The organism is Candidatus Aquicultor sp., assembly GCF_054640775.1.
Window position 1 is genome coordinate 1 of the sequence record NZ_JBTSLF010000050.1, and the last position, 16,056, is coordinate 16,056.

Consider the following 16,056-nt stretch of genomic DNA (forward strand, 5'->3'; position numbering starts at 1 on the left):
GAGAACACTTTATTTACCTGGTGGTTATGCCTCTTGCAGTAGCCCTCCGCTCGAGAGATCGGCGACGGGTGGCTACGTGGCTGGGCGCCATCGGTTTATTCGGTTTACTTTACTTGTATCACTATATAAGGGTAAAAACTTACATTGGCCAAGCCAGCGGGGATCCTGATGTCAGCGCATGGATCTATGGGGGCTACTCATACCTAAAAAGCATGCTCTCTTTTGGGCTTTTTGAATCGTATGCATGGGCCAAATCCGATGCAGTGCCACTTATGATACTCGGATTAGCAATTTTAGGAGTTCTCCTCGTTGAGGAGAGGGATGAGCAGCTGTACCTTCTTGGCATAATTTTGACTCCGGCGCTCGCTTCTTTGGTTATAGGGGCAAAAGAATGGGGTGATTACTGGGGTATTATGTACGTACCGATTCTTCTTCTTTCGGCGCCACTTAGTCTCCAGCTTATGCCCAGCTTATGCCAAGAACGGGATAGTTCTTAATGATCGTCTACTAAACATGCTGGACCAAAATACTCAAGAGGGCGGATGATAAATTCGCCCTCTTTTTATAATCATATAAGTAACGTGGTTATAGGGTTCGTTTTATCCCCGATGCTCATTCTGCTACTGCCGCCGCTGTTCATGGCGATCATCAAGCATTGATAGGTTCCTCGTATTAATAAAAAACCCCTGCTGAAAATAGCAGGGGTTCCTGGGGATAAGGATAGTAGCTACGGGTCTATCACGATTGATGTCGTCAATCATATCGTTTGCATCGAGATGTTTCATAGTTAAAACGCTTTAAGGATAACCGAGAGCAGGAAGTCAAAGCTAAAGGTCTAGCGAAGTTTACTTAGATCGATTAGCACTACTCGTCCAGGAACTACATCCTTTTTGATTCCGAAGGTAAATGGCGAACCCACGGGTATTATTTCAATCCTGCCATTAGCAAAATAGTGCTGCCAGGGCGGGGTCTGAGCAAGAGATATCCCAAATAATACCAAAGAATACCTACTTCTCAGCGATGGATAAATCCCTTGAGATTCGGGATTTGAGGGCTGATCTGGATACTTCCAAGCGATTGCAACCGCGTTTTTTCTTTTATTTGCCAGGGGAAGCTTGCTTTGCGTAATAACTTGGTTTCCTGGCAAATAAAACTTAACAAGAGTTCCAGCATTCTCAAAAACACCCGGGCTGACATATACAGTAGTATTTTTGTTGATAAGGGGTGATGTTGTTAAATCAGCGAATTCTGTATGGCCGTACTTTTGGCCAGCCATGAGCAAGATGGCGAAGAAGGATGAAACCACGCAGATAATGACAACAGCGGTAAGCAAATGCCAACGATTCTTAAGGTAGGAATCTAAGAACTTGGCCACTAAAATGAGGCCGAATGGCATGACCGGCAGCAAGTAATAGCTATGGAAATGGTAGAAGGCAAAAACTACAGTATATACAAGCATTATGCTGATGATCAGAAGCGACTTCGTTTCGCCTTTTAGTAGGAGTGTTACCAGGCTTATCGCTACGAGGATAAAGGTTAGCGGATTAAATGCCCACATTAGTTCATTTATGAAAAAATTGCTAAAAAAGGCCGAATTAGGAAGCGCCCATGTACCTGCAAGATAACCTTGACTGGTTATGAATGCCGAGTGATTGGTAACCATCTCAAAACCGTACCAGAAAAAGGCGACTATTATAGTAGTCGCGGTGATTCCAAGGAACGATTTGCTTACCCGTTTGCCATCCTTTTTGCGGTAGAGTTCAAAGATGCATAGTACGATAAGAGCAAATAATGCTGGTAGTTTAGTAAGTAAAGCAAGGCCAAAAAAGATGCCTGAGGCAATGCTACGGTTTGACATCCCGGGCTCTACGCTCACTAAATAATAATAAATACCGGCTAAGATAAAAGCTATGGTAAGAACATCTACCTGAACATTTCTGCCGACAAGAACAAGAGCCGGACTCACTGCAAAAAGAGCAGCTGCAATAAGGCCTACCCTTTTAGTGAATAATTTTGCAGCTACCAAATATAAGTAGATTACTGATGTAATGCTCGCAAGAACAGGTACCAAGCGAGCAGAACTCTCAGATATACCGAATAACTTAAAGCTTATTAATAAGAGAAATGTAAAAAGCGGCGGGTTATTGAGGTCAGCAGGTTTTGTAAATAAATCTAACAGAGGTTTATGCAGGTAGTCTCTTGCCATAGCAGCGTAGAAACCTTCATTGGAGCCATGGTATCCGCCAAACGGCTCATTAATTTGGTAAATTCTGAATGCTGCAGCTATGAGCAAGATAGCGATTAGGATGAACGTGTCTTGGTGCTTAATCAACCGATTTTTTGTTTGTAGCATGGTCCTATCGTTCCAAGAGATAAGAAGCTAGATCACTAATTACCTGTTAAGTGTATAATAAAAAAAGCCGCCCCTGAAGGCGGCTTTAAGTTGTTTAGTTCAAATTAGTCGACAACGACGACGTTGGATGCGCGAGCACCCTTGGCCTCCATCTGGACTTCGAACTCGACGGTTGCGCCCTCGGTAAGGGTCTTGAAACCGTCGGCATTGATAGCTGAGTGATGTACGAATACATCCGGGCCGCCGTTCTCCTGGCTGATGAAGCCAAAGCCCTTGCTGTTATCGAACCACTTTACTGTACCTTTTGCCAAATCTTCCACCTCCTAGCGTCACAATACTTTTAAGCTTACGACGCTAGGTTATGTGACACTCGAAACCGAGTTTACAACACCGACAAAAAAATAAAGACCCGTCTAAAAACGAGTCCCATTTGCGAATTCACGTCTTAGCTAAAATATATTATCGGCTAAAATCCGGTTTTTGTAAAGCTTTTTAGCGCAAAACCCCTGCTCGCGCAAAATCCACTCTCCTCCTCATTTTTATTTTCTTCTTTACCGGGTATTCATATGTTGGTAAAATATCCGCTTACCACGGGTATTTGGCGCTGGGGTACCACCCGCTTGCTGGTAAATAATGTTTAGAATATCCACGCGTGGGTATTTCAAAGGAATCGCCTATAGGCGATTGCCTAAACTAGTGATATGCTAATCATCGAGCAACCGATTATGCTGTTCTTGTTTAATGTTGGCGTAAAAGATTTGAGAATTTCACAGGGGGTGTATTCACGCGTTGAGTACAACGGTAGGTATTCCTCAAGCGTTGCTTTACTACAAATATTACCCGTTATGGGACACGTTTTTGAAAGGGCTCGGGGCCGAGGTCGTGGTCTCCAACCCTACCACCAAAAAGACGATCAATCTGGGGACGTCGGTCGCGGAAAATGAACTTTGCCTGCCGGTAAAGGTGTTTTTCGGGCACCTGCTCGACCTTAAAGACAAAGTGGACGCGCTCTTTGTTCCAAGGGTCATAAGCGTCGAGAGCGGTGCGTACACCTGTCCGAAGTTTTTAGGCCTGCCGGACCTGGCGCGTGCGCTCGACACGCCGCTTCCTACGATCTTTGAGCCCACCTTTAATGCGCGTTTAGGCAAACGGCGTTTTTACGAGGCCCTCTTCGATTTCGGGTCGCTTTTTACCAGCAATAAATATAAGATATGGCGGGCCTGGACGGCCGGAGTCCATGCACAGAAGGCGTATGAGAAAAAGCTTTTGGAAGGGCTCACGCCGGTCGAGGCCATTGCGGGCGCTGAAAAACACGTGGCGGCCGGGGATTTACGCATCGGCATCGCCGGGCACCCGTATAACGTCTTCGATCCGTATATAAATCTCAATCTGATAAAGAAACTCAGGAGTTGGGGCGCCGATGTGGCGACCGAGGAGATGATCCCGCACGCCACGCTCGAGCGCGAGGCGAATCGCCTGCCCAAGCGCCTCTTCTGGTCGTATGAGCGGGAAGTCGTCGGCGCGGCGTTTCACTGGATGCAGACCAAATCGGTCGACGGCATCATCTATATTCTCTCATTCGCCTGCGGTCAGGATTCTTTAATACAGGTCCTGCTAGAGACCGAGGCAAAAAAACAGCACGGCATACCATTGATGTCGCTGGTAATCGACGAGCACAGCGGCGAGGCGGGCATGATCACCCGCGTCGAGGCCTTTATCGATATGCTCAGATGGAGGGCGATGTAATGAAGGTGACGTTTCCCCATATGGGAAAGCTTGACCGGATATTTGTGGACATCTTCGCGCGCACCGGCATCGATTATCTGACGCCGCCGCGCACCAGCTCAAAGACGATGCAACTGGGCCTGCGTTACTCACCCGAGTTCGCGTGCCTTCCTTTGAAGGTAACGATCGGAAACTTCATCGAGGCTATCAATGCCGGGGCGGATACGCTTTTAATGGCGGGCGGCGTGGGGCCGTGTCGCTTCGGGTACTACGCCGAGATACAAAAGTGCGTCTTGGAAGAGGCGGGATACAAGTTCGATATGATCGTGCTCGAGCCGCCGGCGGCGGGCTGGATGGGCTTTATCAATACGCTAAAAATACTGGCGCCCGGAAAATCGATTTATCAGATTTGGCAGCTCATTAAAGTGAGCTTCGGCAAGGCCAGGATATTAGACGAGCTTGAAAAACATGTTCTAAAATACCGCGCCTACGAAATCAACCGTGGCGATACCACTAAAGCATATAAAAAAGCGCTGGATATTATGATGCTGGCGATGACCGAGGAGGAAATCGCGCAGGCCAGGGCAGAGGCGTTTGCCGTGCTCGAGGCGGTCGCGAAAGATATGGATCGCGATGTGCTCAAAGTCGGCATCATCGGCGAGTTCTATATCCTGCTCGAGCCGTTCGTAAACTTCGATATCGAGGAGTACCTGGGCAACATGGGGGTATCCCTGGAGCGCTCGGTGTATCTCACCGACTGGATAAGCCCGTCGACTAAAAATCAGATCATGGGGATAAACGACGATGATATCGCTGCGGCCGCCAAGCCGTACCTCAACCACTTCGTCGGCGGCGAGGGGCTGCCGAGTGTGGGGCATACCTGCGTGTATGCCAAGGAAGGCTTTGACGGGGTGATTCATCTCTTCCCGTTTACCTGCATGCCGGACACCATCGCAAAGTCGATTTTGCCGATGGTAAGCCGCGACCTTGATATCCCGGTCATCTCGTTCGTCATCGACGAGCAGACGGGGCGCGCCGGCATACTGACCCGCCTGGAGGCCTTCATCGACCTTTTGGCGAGCAGGAAAAAGCACAACGCAAGGCAGTTAGTAGGCAGCACACCAAGTGGAAGGACGTAAACATGAAGGGTTTTTTAGGCGTTGATGTTGGCTCGGTCAGCACCAACCTTGTTGTTATAGATGAGCGCGGCGACGTGGTAAGCCTTGTTTACATAAGGACGCAGGGGCAGCCGATCGTGGCCGTGCAGTCGGGACTGAAAAAGCTGAGAGAACAGCTTCCCGAGAATGTAGAGATAGCGGGTGTCGGCACGACGGGAAGCGCGCGCTACCTGAGCGGCGTTATGGTCGGCGCGGATATCATCAAGAACGAGATAACGGCGCACGCTATTGCGGCGTCCCATGTGGTGCCGCAGGTACGAACGGTTCTTGAGATAGGCGGGCAGGACTCGAAGATCATCCTGCTGCGCGACGGCATCGTCATCGATTTTGCGATGAATACGGTGTGTGCGGCCGGAACCGGCTCGTTTCTCGATCACCAGGCGCAACGCCTCGGCATCCCGATCGAGGAGTTCGGCGGCTACGCGCTTAATTCGACCGTTTCATGCCAGATCGCCGGGCGCTGCTCGGTCTTCGCCGAGTCCGATATGATACACAAGCAGCAGATGGGTTACCGGATGGAGGATATCATCTACGGCCTCTGCCAGGCGCTTGTTCGCAACTACCTCAATAATCTCGCAAAGGGCAAGGACCTGATAGCGCCGATCGTCTTCCAGGGCGGGGTTGCGGCCAACGCCGGTATGAAGCGGGCGTTCGAAGAGGCGCTTCAGATGCAGATCACCATCCCCGAGCACCATCATGTGATGGGCGCGATCGGCGCGGCGCTTCTGGCGCGCGGTACGGTGCGCGACGGTGCTACCAAGTTCACCGGCTTCGAATCGGCCGATGTCGATTACCAGACGAGAAGCTTTCACTGTAAGGGGTGCGAGAACCACTGCGAGATCGTCAAAATCATGGTCGAGGGCAAGACGCTCGCGTGCTGGGGCGGTCGTTGCGGCAAGTGGGAAGTCGCAAGCGCGGAGGAAGCCGACCTGCTCGTGCAGTCCTCTACATAGACTAGCTAGCCGGTTTTCATATTTCGGGGTGGGCCAAAGAGCCCACCTTTTTTGTTTGCAGCATGCGCCGATCCTTTTTTCTGCAACGCCATCCATGCCAGGGCGTCGGGGAAATAACGATACTTGTAGGGGTAAAAATACCGTGAGCGGTATGGCAAGATTTCCTATGCCCTTATGAGCTGTGTTAATAGGGCGTTACACATCGATAAAGCCTTGACAACACCAGGTCCCAAAGCTAAGATATAAGGTGCTTTTGTGGCAAAAATTACAAGTGAGTTACCAATAATGTTGGGGGAGAGGAGTGCAAATTGGCTAAAGTTTTAGGAAGAGAAGTTCTTCGGTCCGACCTGATATCTTTGAAGGTCGAAGCACCGGAGATCGCAAAGAAGGCCAAAGCAGGACAATTTGTTGTCGTTCGCGCAGATGAGGTGGGGGAGCGTATCCCGCTTTCATTGGCTCGTATAAGCCCGGAGGATGGAACCCTTGGTCTCGTTGTTCAGACGATCGGCGTAACATCTTCGAAGCTCGGGGCTCTGCAGGTTGGCGATGAGATCGCGGATGTCGCCGGCCCGATGGGTCATGCGACCCCGATTAAGAACTACGGAAGAGTAGCCCTTCTCGGCGGCGGCTTCGGTGCCGCACCGATGTATCCGATCGGCAAGGCGCTCAAAGAGGCTGGCAATATCGTCACCTCGATTATCGGTGCACGCTCGGCCGACCTTCTCGTTTACGAGAAAGAGCTTAGCGAGTTTAGCGATAAGGTCCTTGTTGCCACCGATGATGGCAGCAAGGGTATGAAGGGCCTTATTACCGATCCTCTCAAGCAAGAGATCGAAGAGAACGGTGTTGACTGGGTCATGGCGATCGGCCCGGCCATCATGATGAAGTTCGTATCCCTTACAACCAAGCCGTACGGTGTTAAAACATTTGTCAGCTTGAATCCGATCATGGTCGACGGCACCGGTATGTGCGGCGCCTGCCGTGTTTCGGTTGGCGGCAAGACGATGTTCGGCTGTACCGACGGCCCGGATTTCGACGGCCATGAGGTCGACTGGGATCTATTGATGACACGTCAGCGTACCTACCTCGAAGAGGAAAAAGGTGCGATGGAAAAATATTCATGTAGTTGCGTCCCGAGCGCAAAGTAAGGAGGAGGGCAGATGTCAGAAGTAAAAGTACCCGAATTTACAAAAGAAGAGATAAAAGAGATTAGAAAAACCCGTACCGCGATGCCTGAGCAAGACGCCAAAGCGCGCGGGAGAAACTTTGAAGAGGTAACCATCGGCTTCAGCGCCGAAGATGCCCTCCGCGAGGCGAACCGCTGCTTGGCTTGCAAGAAAAGGGATTGTGTCGCGGGATGTCCGGTCGAGGTACCGATCCCCGAGTTTATCGCTCTGATCAAAGAGGGCGATTTTATCGGCGCGGCCAAGAAGATAAAAGAGAAAAATCCGGTTCCGGCAGTTTGCGGTCGCGTATGCCCGCAGGAGAGCCAGTGCGAGAGCAAATGCGCGCTTGGTAAGAAGAACGAGCCGGTTGCAATCGGCCGTATGGAGCGTTTCGTAGCCGATTACGAGCGCGTGAACGGCGGAGGCAGCAGCAACGGTAAGGTCGAGAAGCCAAAACCGAGCGGCTTTAAAGTCGCGGTCGTCGGCACGGGCCCGGCAGGGCTAGTCGTCGCAGCCGATTTGGCCAAACTCGGCCACAAGGTCACCATGTTCGAGGCGCTCCACAAAGCGGGCGGCGTTCTCGTCTACGGTATCCCCGAATTCAGGCTTCCAAAAGCGATCGTCCAATCAGAAGTCGACGGTATCAAGGCGCTTGGCGTCGATATCAAGGTCGACTCTGTCGTCGGCAAGCTCTACACAGTTGATGAGCTTCTCGGCGATTTTGACGCGGTCTTCATCGGCTCAGGCGCAGGTCTGCCGATGTTCTTGAACATCCCGGGCGAGAACCTCAACGGCGTTTACTCGGCCAACGAGTTCTTGACCAGGACAAACCTTATGAAAGCATACCTCTTCCCAGAGTATGATACACCGATTAAAAAGGGCGGACATGTGGCGGTCGTCGGTGGCGGAAACGTCGCGATGGACTCGGCCAGAACCGCACTTCGCCTCGGTGCCGAGGCGGTCTACCTCGTATACCGCCGTTCGATGGAAGAGCTTCCCGCCCGTAAAGAGGAAGTCCACCACGCCATCGAGGAAGGTATCGATTTCCGTCTCCTCACCAATCCCGTCGAGATCGTCGGCGAGGACGGCTGGGTACGCGGTATCAAGTGCTCGAAAATGGAACTCGGCGAGCCGGATGAGTCCGGTAGGCGCCGCCCGGTTGTAATCGAGGGCTCCGAGTACGTCATCGAGGTCGACACCGTAGTAATGTCGATCGGTACCGGCTCGAACCCGATTATCCCGAATTCGACCCCCGATCTCGAGCTTAACAAACGCGGCTACATCGTAGCCGACGAGAACGGTGCAACCAACAAGCCCGGCGTGTTTGCCGGCGGCGACATCGTAACCGGCTCGGCGACAGTTATCCTGGCTGCAGGCGCAGGCCGCAAGGCTGCAAACTCGATCCACGAGTACCTGATGACAAAAGTCAAAGCCTAAGGAGAAAAAAGGGCCCAGGGTCTAAAGCCCAGGGGCTATAAAAGCTTAAGAAATCTACAGGGCGGAACTTAGTTCCGCCCTGCTCTTTTTCCAGGCCCACTTATAATACTTCCGCCATGGCTTAAACAACTACGTAAAACATGGGCAAAGCACAAGAAAAACACTATTATAGATAAGGGATAATAAGATAAATAACTAGAGGTGAGATACTACGGTGCTGGGGCGCTGGCTGAGGCGGAATGGAACCGCAGATGAGGAAAATGGGCTGTACGTGCATGGTAACAGCCACTTAATCGAGCTGCGAGGGATCGAAAAGGTGTACGAGACCAGCGCGGGCACGTTTACAGCGCTTAATGGGGTGGACCTTAAGGTCGACACCAGCGAGTTTGTAGCTGTTATTGGTAAGTCGGGTAGCGGTAAGTCGACGCTTATAAACATGATTGCAGGGATCGACCGGCCGACATCCGGCGAGGTGCTCGTTGGAGACACAGCGGTTCATACGCTAAAAGAGGGACAGATGGCCCAGTGGCGTGGTCGCCATTTGGGCGTTATTTTTCAGTTTTTCCAACTCTTGCCAACGCTCACTATTATAGAGAACGTGATGCTACCGATGGATTTTTGCAATGTGCACTCACCCGGGGAGCGCCGTGAGCGGGCGATGCACCTGTTGCAGCTGGTTGAGCTTGAGGAGCATGCGAACAAGTTGCCCTCAGCCGTCTCGGGTGGCCAGCAGCAGCGGGCGGCTATTGCGCGGGCGCTGGCAAATGATCCATCGATTTTGGTTGCCGATGAGCCGACCGGTAACCTCGATTCAAAGACGGCGGAGTCGGTCTTCCAACTCTTCATGAAACTCGTCGAGCAAGGAAAAACGATTCTCATGGTGACCCACGATAACGACCTGGCAAAGCGCGTCACGCGAGCCATTACCATCGCCGATGGTGAGATCGTAAATGAGGTGGTCAGGGAAGCGAACGGTGAAGGGTCGCCGGGCGATGTCCGGCTGGAGACCGAACGTGTTTAGACCGCGCTGGTATAAAGTTATTCGAGATCTCTGGGGAAGCAAGACGCGGACGATTCTGGTCGTTCTTTCCATCGCAGTCGGCATCTTCGCAGTCGGTATGATTATTAGCTCGCAGGAAATCTTGATGCACAACCTCGACAAGAGCTACCATTCTATTAATCCGGCAAGCGCATTGCTGTACACCGCCCCGTTCGACAACGATGTCGTCAGATCGGTCCAGCGCATGAAGGAGATACGCGATGCGGAGGGGCGGCGAACGCTCGCGGTCCGCTTTAAAGTCGGCGAAGGCGAGTGGCAAAATGTCGACCTCATCGCGATACAGGATTTCAACTCCATCCGGATTAACAAGATCGAGCACGAATCGGGTGCCTGGCCGCCGCGCAAAGACGAGGTGCTGTTTGAGCGTTCGACCCTTGATCTTATAAAGCTTGCGGTCGGCGATGCGATAAACGTTGAGACCTCCAACGGGGAGCAGCGTAAGCTGCGCATGGCCGGTACCGTCCACGACATCCAGCAAATACCGGTCAAGTTTTCGGGCAGGGCCGTCGGCTATATAAACTTCGACACCTTGGAGCGGCTCGGCGAGGAGCGCAAATTTAACCAGCTCACCATTATTGTCTCCAAAGATGACCTTAACAAGACGCACATCGGCAGGGTCGCCAATAAGGTCAGGGATGATATGTTGGGGGCAATCGGCATAAACGTCTTCAAGACGACGATCCCCGATCCGGGAAAGCACGTCATGGATAGTCCGCTGAGGGCGATGACCACGGTTCTTGGGGCCCTCGGTATCCTGTCGCTGATCCTAAGCGCGTTTCTCGTTGTCAACACGATCTCCGCTCTACTGGCCCAACAAATCCGGCAGATCGGCATGATGAAAGCGGTCGGCGCGGCTTCGAGCCAGGTCATGGGGATCTACTTCACAACGGTTACCGTCTTTGGCGTTCTGGCGTTGCTCGTCGCGATACCTCTCAGTATGCTCGGTGCGCATGCGTTCAGCACATTCACCGCAAGCCTTTTAAACTTTGATATCACCGATTTTGCTACGCCCCTTTGGGTGTTTGCCCTGGAGATCGCAATAGGGTTGATGGTTCCCATTCTCGCCTCGCTCTATCCGATCATCTCGGGCGCACGCCTCACAGTTCGCGAGGCCATAAGCTCTTACGGTATCGGTTCAAAACCACCCAAAAGGGGTCTCGTAGACCGTTTTATTGGCCTAATGGGTGGCATATCGCGGCCGTTGTTACTCTCGATTCGCAATACATTCAGGCGAAAGGGGCGTTTGACGATGACGCTGATCACGCTGACCTTAGCCGCCGGCATTTTTGTGGCCGTCTTTAGTGTGCGCTCCTCGCTACTTTTTACGCTCGATACGCTTATGCAGTATTGGAAGTATGATATCCAAATCAGTTTCTTCCAACCGTATCGGATCAAGCAAATTGAGCACAAGGCGCTTCTCTTGCCCGGCGTTGAAAGAGTGGAGAGCTGGGGATTCAAGCCCGTAACCCGGGTGCGCCCTGATGGCACCGAAAATGAGAATATTATCGTCCTCGCAGCGCCCGCACTCACGGATCTGATAGAGCCCTCAATGAAAGAGGGCCGCTGGCTATCGCCGGAGGACAAGAATGCGATCGTTGTTAATACTGATTTGCTGAAGGAAGAGCCGGATATTGCGCTCGGCAATACGTTGGTTTTTAAAATCAATGGCCGCAGGACGAAGTGGCAGGTTGTTGGCATTGTCAAGGGACAGCTGGCGGGGCCAATGGCCTACGCGAACTACCCCTACTTCACGTTGGTAACCAGAGATGCCGGGCGAACGAACTTCGTTGTGATAAAGACTAATCAACACGACCCGGAGTCCCAATCCTCTATCGCAAAAACGTTGGAGGAGCGGTTTAAGCATGTCGGCATCCGTGTCAACTCGACCGAAACGAATGCTAATATACGCTCCAGGGTTGCATTTCAGTTCAATATCATCGTTGTTTTTATGTTTATCATGGTGTTACTGCTTGCCGTGGTCGGTGGGCTTGGCTTGATGGGGACGATGAGCATTAATGTACTGGAGCGCACGCGGGAGATCGGCGTCATGCGCGCCATCGGGGCCTCAAACCTTGCCATTATACGGATATTTATATCTGAGGGCATCCTTATAGGTATCGTTAGCTGGGTATTTGGTGTGGTGCTGGCGATACCGCTAAGTAAGGGGCTTTGCTATGCCGTAGGAATGGCGTTTATGAAAATGCCGCTTAATTATGAGTTCTCTCTTCTCGGGGTCGCCATCTGGCTTGCCGTCGTGATAGCGATCGCGACATTAGCGAGCCTCTTACCCGCTTGGAAGGCCGCTAAACTCAGCGTGCGCGAGATTTTGGCATATGAGTAGTAGGGTTTAGGCGGTAACTTCTGGTAGCTGCAAACGGCTCACCTGAATGATTGTCGCGGCGGCACCGTTTACTTCGATTTTATTAGGGAAAATACAGAAGTAGTGAGACGAACTGAAAGGAGGCGGCGAAAATGGCGGCACGCGTTAGCGCATTACGTCAATCGGCCATGGAGGCCGGCGAGCAACTGAGTGATCGCGCCTCTCAGCTTTTAAGCGAAGCATTGGGGGAAGCGAGAAATAGGAATCTTACGACAATTGCTCTTGTCGCGGTATCTGGATTTGCCATCGGCTTGCTGGCAGGGATATTAATCGCCCCGGCAAGCGGCTCTGAAACCAGGCAGAGACTCGGCAGCCGGGCATCAGAGGCATACCAAAGCGCAATGGATATGGCGAGCAGAAGGGCTCAAGAAGCAGAAGAAGCGGCCGAGCAGATAGCCTAACCTCATATCGCTAGCATCGGTAGTAAAAAGATTACCAGTAGCTACTGGTTCTATGAGCTAAACACAAAAAGCTGCGGTTTGTTCCCGCAGCTTTTTTAAGATACAACCAAGGCTACTCGTTCTGGACCCGGCCCCCGGGCTCTAATTATTGAGGCTGGTCAAGGGCGCCGGTATGCGGCCGCCCCTGCGCACGAAATTCGCGCACGAGAACGGGTTCACCGCCATCACCGGCGCAAACCCCAGGAGATCCCCAAAAAACGCCTGGTCTCCTGTGCCTTTACCCGGGGCCGGAACCAACCGCACCCCTGCCGCTTTGTGATTAACGACCGCTATCGCCATCTCGTCGGCGATGATGCCGGCGATGGTTTCAACGGGGGTATCCCCCGGGATAACGACCATGTCGATGCCCACCGAGCAGACCGCCGTCATCGCTTCGAGTTTTTCAATCGAGAGCGCCCCAGCCTCGACCGCCTCTATCATCCCCAAATCCTCGCTAACCGGGATAAACGCGCCCGAGAGCCCGCCGGTCGAGGATGTCGCCATCGCGCCGCCTTTTTTGACCGCATCGTTGAGCAGCGCCAACGCCGCCGTGGTGCCCGGAGCCCCGCACTTCTCAAGCCCCATCGCCTCGAGGATTTTCGCCACCGAGTCGCCCGGTGTCGGGGTAGGCGCAAGCGAGAGGTCGACCACGCCGGGTTGTACCCCAAGAAGCGCCGCCGACTCGCGCCCGATTAACTCGCCCATCCGGGTGATTTTAAACGCGGTGCGCTTGATGATCTCGGCAACCTGCATCAGGTCCACATCCGGGTAGCGCTCGAGGGTAGCGCGCACCACGCCGGGGCCGCTGATACCCACGTTTATCACCCGGTCGGCCTCGCCGAAGCCGTGATAGGCCCCGGCCATGAATGGGTTATCCTCGGGGATATTGGCAAAGACCACGAGCTTGGCGCAGCCGATGCCGTCCTTGTCTTTTGTAAGCTCGGCGGTCTCTTTGATGACGCCGGCCATCTCGAGCACCGCGTCCATGTTGATCCCGGCCTTGCTCGATGCGACGTTGACCGACGAACACACCCGGTCGGTTTCGGCAAGCGCCCGAGGGATGGAATTGATAAGCTTGCGGTCCCCCGGCGTCGCGCCCTTTTGAATAAGCGCTGTAAACCCGCCGATAAAATCTATCTTAAGCTCTTTGGCGGCCTTATCGAGCACCGCCGCAATCGGCACGTAATCCTCCAAATCGCTCGACTCGGCAATCGCCGAGATGGGCGAGATCGAAATTCGCTTGTTGACAATCGGGATTCCGTATTTCTCCTGCAACGATTCCGCCACCTTGACCAGGTCTTTCGCCGATTCGGTGACTTTGTTGTAGATATTGTCGAGCAGCTTGTCGCCGTTCTCGTCGCTGCAGTCGCGCAAGGATATCCCCATCGTGACCGCGCGGATGTCGAGGCGCTGCTCCTGGATCATCCCTATGGTTTCTCGTATCTCTTCAGGATTGATGAGCATTGGCATCGTCATAACCCCCTAAAGCCTGTGCATGTAGCGGAAGATGTCCTCGTGCTGCACCGTAATCTTTACGCCCAGCTCATCCGCTACCTCGTTGAGTTTGTCCTGCAGACCGGCGATGGGGGTGATATCCTCATCCAATGTGACCAGCATTATCATGGTAAAGAAGTCCTGCATGATGGTCTGGCTTATGTCCTCGATATTCACGCTGTTCTCGGCGAGCACCCGGCTCACGCCCGCGACGATTCCCACGCGGTCCTTGCCAAGAACGGTTACAATAGCCCGTCGTTTCATAACGCCTCCTTCAAAGATGGCAGCTATCAGCCTTTAGCGGAAAATAAGATGGGTTTATTGTAGCAGGAAACCAGGGGTAAAAGTGAAGCGAAGAAAGCGGGCCGGCCTTCGATAAACTTCATTTTGCAGGCGCGGCGTTGTATTATAAATGGAAGAAGTGAGTGTGAAATCGATATGGTAAAAGTTATAGAGATCGAGATAGGCGACGTCGTACAACTGAAAAAAGGCCACCCCTGCGGCGCAAACGAGTGGGAGATAACCAAGCTCGGCATGGACATCGGCATGACCTGCATAGGGTGCGGGCGAAAGGTGCGCCTGATGCGCTACGATTTCGACCGCAGGTTCAGAGGATACGTCAAGCGCTATCACGAAAAGCATCCCCCCGAAACACCCACCGAGGAATCATAACGGGTAAGTACCCGCTTAAAGATAGCAATAAAAAAAGTGCTCCTTAACAACTAAGGAGCACTTTTTTAGGAGCATACTTATCGGGAAAAGTGCATTCCCGAGGTATGGAGCACTTAAATTTGAGAAACTAGCTTGCTATGCCTTTAACCGACTTGTAGAAGTCGCAGTCCATGCAGTTTGCAAGCTTCTGCGCGAACGAACCCTGCACCTTGCCGCCGCACATCGTCCCGGCCACGCGCCAGCAATCGGCACCATTCTTCGGATACGCCGGGCAATCGCCGGTTTTGTCTTTACCACAATGTTTAAACTCCCAGCAGTTCACTAATTCTCACTCCTTCAAAGGTAACAAACACTAGATTACTTTGAGTTATCGGACTCTATTTCCGCAGGGTTTAGCGCTTGTTAATGAATTTACAAAGTATTAGAAGTGTAAGATAACTGTGGCGTTCCATTTTTGCGGTCGCTGAAGTTTTTTCAAAAATATTTAAAAATCTTGAAGGAATGCAAGCGCTTGTGGCGTATATGTGCTATAGCACATATGTGTAAGTATCAGTTCGGACACTAAACTAGATAAGGATAGTATTGGAGGGGCGCCATTTGAATATTCTTAAAACTGCAGTCATCACTGGTTTAATCATGCTGATTGCCGGCATGCCGGCCGCTTACGGGTCGAGTTGGCCTATGTATCAGTATGATGCGCAAAATACCGGGTTTAATGCTGACGAGCAGGGTATCGCACCGCCTTTAAAGGTTGATTGGGTTAAGGGGGGCGAACTAGCCTTATATGAATCGCGCACTCGCCCTGTAATAGCAGACGGGATTGTCTATGTCGGGGAGCGCAGTGGCTCTCGAGGTCAGATGCTGGCAATCTCCTTGTTGACTAAGCAGCACCTATGGGCAGCTGAAGGATTAATAGTCGACGGAGCCCCTGCGCTTGCAAACGGACGGATTTACTTTGGCGCCAGGGATGGCAAGTTCTATGCCCTTGATGCCAAGACCGGGCAGAATATCTGGTCTATCAGTGCTGCACCAACTACTTCGCCGGTAATTTTTGCCGACCGGATATACTTTGGTGCGGCAAATGGTGATATTTACGCTCTGAATACGGCAACCGGCGAAAAATTATGGTCGATTAACCGGTCCGGCATTAAGTCGATGCCGGCGGTGACCAATGATGCGTTGTTTGTTGGCGGTAACG

17 protein-coding genes are annotated in these 16,056 nt (G+C 52.3%); 11 read left to right on the plus strand and 6 right to left on the minus strand.

Features of this window, described 5'->3' with window-relative positions:
• Positions 1-497, plus strand: a 497-nt coding sequence (locus tag ACYC56_RS05880) for a hypothetical protein (protein WP_461373249.1), incomplete at its 5' end; no start/stop codon positions are given.
• 123 nt (positions 498-620) lie between these two features.
• On the opposite strand, the gene ACYC56_RS05885 is transcribed toward ACYC56_RS05880, so the two are convergent.
• The 3 genes from ACYC56_RS05885 to ACYC56_RS05895 form a co-directional block, all read right to left on the minus strand.
• Positions 621-785 carry a hypothetical protein gene (locus ACYC56_RS05885; RefSeq protein ID WP_461373250.1) on the minus strand — a complete coding sequence of 55 codons (165 nt, stop codon included), beginning with the start codon at positions 783-785 and terminating at the stop codon, positions 621-623.
• A 50-nt stretch (positions 786-835) separates the two neighbouring features.
• Positions 836-2,293, minus strand: a complete 1,458-nt coding sequence (locus ACYC56_RS05890; RefSeq protein WP_461373251.1) for an ArnT family glycosyltransferase — start codon at positions 2,291-2,293, stop codon at positions 836-838.
• A 164-nt stretch (positions 2,294-2,457) separates the two neighbouring features.
• Positions 2,458-2,664: a cold-shock protein gene (locus ACYC56_RS05895; protein WP_461373252.1), complete on the minus strand. Its 207-nt coding sequence runs from the start codon at positions 2,662-2,664 to the stop codon at positions 2,458-2,460.
• 478 nt (positions 2,665-3,142) lie between these two features.
• Between ACYC56_RS05895 and ACYC56_RS05900 the strand changes: the two genes are divergently transcribed.
• From ACYC56_RS05900 to ACYC56_RS05935, 8 genes are all read left to right on the plus strand, one after another.
• Complete coding sequence (locus ACYC56_RS05900) at positions 3,143-4,099, plus strand: acyl-CoA dehydratase activase-related protein (protein WP_461373253.1); 957 nt, start codon at positions 3,143-3,145, stop codon at positions 4,097-4,099.
• Positions 4,099-5,217 (plus strand): CoA protein activase, encoded by a 1,119-nt coding sequence (locus ACYC56_RS05905; RefSeq protein ID WP_461373254.1) that lies wholly within the window; start codon positions 4,099-4,101, stop codon positions 5,215-5,217. Before ACYC56_RS05900 ends, ACYC56_RS05905 begins: the two co-directional genes overlap by 1 nt.
• A 2-nt stretch (positions 5,218-5,219) precedes the next feature.
• Entirely contained in the window at positions 5,220-6,209 is a 990-nt protein-coding gene (locus ACYC56_RS05910; protein ID WP_461373255.1) for an acyl-CoA dehydratase activase, read from the plus strand.
• Positions 6,210-6,517: 308 nt separating this feature from the next.
• Complete coding sequence (locus ACYC56_RS05915; protein ID WP_461373256.1) at positions 6,518-7,357, plus strand: sulfide/dihydroorotate dehydrogenase-like FAD/NAD-binding protein; 840 nt, start codon at positions 6,518-6,520, stop codon at positions 7,355-7,357.
• A 12-nt stretch (positions 7,358-7,369) separates the two neighbouring features.
• Positions 7,370-8,812, plus strand: coding sequence for an NADPH-dependent glutamate synthase (gltA, locus tag ACYC56_RS05920; RefSeq protein WP_461373257.1), 1,443 nt, complete (start codon positions 7,370-7,372; stop codon positions 8,810-8,812).
• 271 nt (positions 8,813-9,083) lie between these two features.
• Positions 9,084-9,833: an ABC transporter ATP-binding protein gene (locus ACYC56_RS05925; protein WP_461373264.1), complete on the plus strand. Its 750-nt coding sequence runs from the start codon at positions 9,084-9,086 to the stop codon at positions 9,831-9,833.
• Positions 9,787-12,213 carry an ABC transporter permease gene (locus ACYC56_RS05930; protein WP_461373258.1) on the plus strand — a complete coding sequence of 809 codons (2,427 nt, stop codon included), beginning with the start codon at positions 9,787-9,789 and terminating at the stop codon, positions 12,211-12,213. Before ACYC56_RS05925 ends, ACYC56_RS05930 begins: the two co-directional genes overlap by 47 nt.
• A gap of 131 nt (positions 12,214-12,344) precedes the next feature.
• Positions 12,345-12,653: a YtxH domain-containing protein gene (locus ACYC56_RS05935; protein ID WP_461373259.1), complete on the plus strand. Its 309-nt coding sequence runs from the start codon at positions 12,345-12,347 to the stop codon at positions 12,651-12,653.
• 141 nt (positions 12,654-12,794) lie between these two features.
• On the opposite strand, the gene ACYC56_RS05940 is transcribed toward ACYC56_RS05935, so the two are convergent.
• Together ACYC56_RS05940 and ACYC56_RS05945 are read right to left on the minus strand one after the other, a co-directional pair.
• Positions 12,795-14,156 (minus strand): DUF711 family protein, encoded by a 1,362-nt coding sequence (locus ACYC56_RS05940; protein ID WP_461373265.1) that lies wholly within the window; start codon positions 14,154-14,156, stop codon positions 12,795-12,797.
• 18 nt (positions 14,157-14,174) lie between these two features.
• Positions 14,175-14,450, minus strand: a complete 276-nt coding sequence (locus ACYC56_RS05945; protein ID WP_461373260.1) for an ACT domain-containing protein — start codon at positions 14,448-14,450, stop codon at positions 14,175-14,177.
• A gap of 174 nt (positions 14,451-14,624) precedes the next feature.
• Between ACYC56_RS05945 and ACYC56_RS05950 the strand changes: the two genes are divergently transcribed.
• Positions 14,625-14,858, plus strand: a complete 234-nt coding sequence (locus ACYC56_RS05950; RefSeq protein WP_461373261.1) for a DUF951 domain-containing protein — start codon at positions 14,625-14,627, stop codon at positions 14,856-14,858.
• A gap of 127 nt (positions 14,859-14,985) precedes the next feature.
• On the opposite strand, the gene ACYC56_RS05955 is transcribed toward ACYC56_RS05950, so the two are convergent.
• The gene (locus ACYC56_RS05955; protein ID WP_461373262.1) at positions 14,986-15,180 is read right to left on the minus strand and encodes a two-CW domain-containing protein; all 195 of its coding nucleotides are present in this window, start codon (positions 15,178-15,180) and stop codon (positions 14,986-14,988) included.
• Between the two features lie 275 nt (positions 15,181-15,455).
• On the opposite strand from ACYC56_RS05955, the gene ACYC56_RS05960 reads away from it, so the two are divergent.
• Positions 15,456-16,056, plus strand: a 601-nt coding sequence (locus ACYC56_RS05960; protein WP_461373263.1) for an outer membrane protein assembly factor BamB family protein, incomplete at its 3' end; no start/stop codon positions are given.